The 2,885-nt window shown below is 52.8% G+C and carries 3 protein-coding genes and 1 pseudogene; all 4 read left to right on the plus strand.

Features of this window, described 5'->3' with window-relative positions; genetic code table 11:
• Window positions 1-59: 59 nt before the first annotated feature.
• Window positions 60-254: pseudogene (locus ACOTX7_RS24100) on the plus strand (P27 family phage terminase small subunit); the annotation flags it as partial.
• Window positions 238-1,899, plus strand: a complete 1,662-nt coding sequence (locus ACOTX7_RS24105) for a terminase large subunit (RefSeq protein ID WP_354676359.1) — start codon at window positions 238-240, stop codon at window positions 1,897-1,899. The pseudogene ACOTX7_RS24100 and the gene ACOTX7_RS24105, both read left to right, overlap by 17 nt.
• Window positions 1,900-1,910: 11 nt before the next feature.
• On the plus strand, window positions 1,911-2,525 hold the full coding sequence (locus ACOTX7_RS24110; protein WP_421626175.1) for a tail assembly protein: 615 nt from the start codon (window positions 1,911-1,913) through the stop codon (window positions 2,523-2,525).
• Window positions 2,526-2,533: 8 nt separating this feature from the next.
• Complete coding sequence (locus ACOTX7_RS24115; RefSeq protein WP_072050853.1) at window positions 2,534-2,719, plus strand: hypothetical protein; 186 nt, start codon at window positions 2,534-2,536, stop codon at window positions 2,717-2,719.
• Window positions 2,720-2,885: the final 166 nt, after the last annotated feature.

Genomic DNA, 2,885 nt, shown 5'->3' on the forward strand with positions numbered 1-2,885 from the left:
GAAGATGCGTGATCTGATCCTTCAACTCAGCAAAAGTTCGATTTATTCAACAAAGTCTGAAAGACCTTGCCAGCCGTGGGTTCAGCATTGTTAACAGCCAAGGGGGCGAGAGCCGAAATCCGGCACTGAGTGCAAAGGCAGATGCTGAAAAAATTATGATTAAAATGTCGTCGCTGCTGGGCTTTGATCCGGTAAGCCGCCGCCGTAACCCGGTAGAAACGGAAGAGGAAGACGAGCTTGACCGTCTGGAATGAGTACGCAAACGCGATAAAAACGGGTGAAATCCCGGCCTGTAAGCGCGTAAAACAGGCCGTGGAAAGGTACTTTTCAGACCTGAATGACCCCCGTTATGAGTTCGATACGGCGACCGTAGAACGGTTTATTGCGTTCTCCCGGCTCTGTCCACACGTCAAAGGTCCGCTGCGGGGCCAGCCTATCGAGCTGGAACCGTGGCAGCAGTTCGCCTTTGCTAACCTGCTGGGCTTTAAGGTCAGGGAGTCAGGACGCCGGAAATACAGCAGCGCATTTATTGAGGTGCCGCGTAAGAACGCCAAATCCACCGTGGCCGCCATGCTGGCTAACTGGTTTCTGGTAATGGAGAAGGGCCAGCAGGATATCTACACGGCGGCGGTGAGCCGGGATCAGGCCAGAATCGTGTTCGACGATGCCCGCCAGATGTGCCTGCTGTCAAAACCGCTGAAAAAGCGCGTAAATATTCAGGCGCATAAAGTCATTTTCCCGAAGAGCAACAGCCTGCTAAAGCCTCTGGCGGCGAAAGCGGCCACCATTGAAGGGACTAACCCCAGCCTGGCGATTGTCGATGAATACCACCTTCACCCGGATAACGGCGTTTATTCCGCGCTTGAGCTAGGTATGGGCGCACGTCCTGAGGCGATTTTGTTCGCCATCACGACAGCCGGGAGTAACGTTGTCTCCGCCTGTAAACAGCATTATGACTACTGCTGTCAGATTCTGGCCGGGGAAGAGAGCAATGACTCGCTGTTTGTCCTGATCTACGAGCTGGACGACGAAAGCGAGGTTGAGCAGCCGGGAATGTGGATCAAGGCCAACCCTAATCTGCATGTGTCCGTTGACGCGGCGAAACTGGAATCCACCATCCAGAAAGCGCGGGGGATACCTTCGCAATGGGTGGAGATGCTGACCAAGCGTTTCAATATCTGGTGTCAGGGTTCCACACCGTGGATGGGTGCTGGGGCATGGGATGCCTGTGCACTCGACTACACCGAAGACGATCTGGCCGGGATGGAGTGTTACGCCGGATTTGACCTGTCCTCAACCAGCGATATTACCAGCGTGAGTTACGCTTTCCCGTTCGACAGGGAGATCAGACTCCTTACCCGTCATTATCTGCCGGAAGCGCAGCTGCTTAGCGTCGCCAACAAAAACCGCGCCATCTACCGCCAGTGGGTAAAAGCGGGATGGATACGCACTACCCCCGGCGACTGCATCGACTATGACCGCATCCGTGACGATATTCTGCACGACGCTGAAACATTCAATATCCGGCTGGTGGGTTTCGATACGTGGAACGCCACGCACCTGCGCACCCAGCTACAGGGAGCAGGGCTTGATGTGGAGCCTTTCCCGCAAACCTATCTCAAGTTCAGTCCGGTGGCGAAATCCTTTGAGGTGTTCGTTAACCGTAAGGTAGTGCGCCATCGCGGCGATCCTGTTTTGTCCTGGGCGATTGGTAACGTGGTGATGGAGACGGATGCCAACGCCAACATTAAGCCCAACAAGAAGAAATCTTCCAACAAGATAGACCCGGCTGTATCCGCGCTGATGGCGTTCGGTACCTTCCAGGCTGAGCACGAGGATTTTGCTTTCGATATGAGCGACAACCACAAACAACGGTTGGCGACATTTAACGGTATCTGACAGGGGGTAATATGCAACAGGTATTAACTACTATGAAAACCACGATAAAACTCAGCGGCTCAATGGCTCAGCGATTTGGCAGGACACATCGCCGTGCACTAACGTCCGCCAGCGAAGTTTTCAGGGCGCTTTCTAACACCATTGACGGCTTTGATGCCTATCTGCGTGAAGCTCGGGCAAAGGGACTGGATTTTGTTATTTTCCGGGATCGTCGCAATATCGGGCACGAAGAGTTTGAACTCCTGGGGCCGGGTGATGAGCTGAGAATTATTCCGGTAATACGAGGAAGTAAGCGGGCAGGTCTGTTCCAGGCTGTTCTCGGTGTAGCATTGATTGCTGGTGGTATAGCTCTTGGTCCAGCAGGTGCCGCAATGATTGGGAAGGGCGCTGCATTAAACATTGGCCTTGTTGGAGCATCAATGGCCTTGGGTGGAGTAGTCCAGTTACTTTCCCCGCAGGTATCAGGCCTGCGAATGCGTCAGGAACCTGATAACAAACCCTCCTATGCGTTTGGTGGTCCCGTTAACACGACAGCATCTGGCAATCCCGTTCCCCTGCTTTATGGGCAACGGGAAATTGGCGGCGCAATTATCTCCGCCGGGATTTATGCAGAAGATCAGCAATAGAGGCTCATATGAATAAAATTTTACTTATCGCTGCCCTGGAAGAGATTGCTAGTCGCGAGGGCCATGAACTTAACGGGCGGGATCATCTTATGGTGCGCAATCGCGTTGCCGCTTGCTTGGCTGCGAAAGAACGCCACCGGCAAAGGATGGATGCCAAACCGTATCAATGGAGAAAGCCGGAAAGGCCAAGGTGATAAACCCAACCTATCAAAGCACTGGACTATGTTCTGGTGCTTTTTTGTTTGTGCGAGCAATCGTGTATAAACATATGTATAAACAGAGATAAAAAAGGCGCTTCCCCATGCCGGTTAGCGCCTTTTTAAACAAACACTTAACTGATTAGTATCAGTTCATGCCGTA

The organism is Enterobacter cloacae complex sp. IR5418, from assembly GCF_049238105.1.
GTDB lineage: Bacteria > Pseudomonadota > Gammaproteobacteria > Enterobacterales > Enterobacteriaceae > Enterobacter > Enterobacter hormaechei.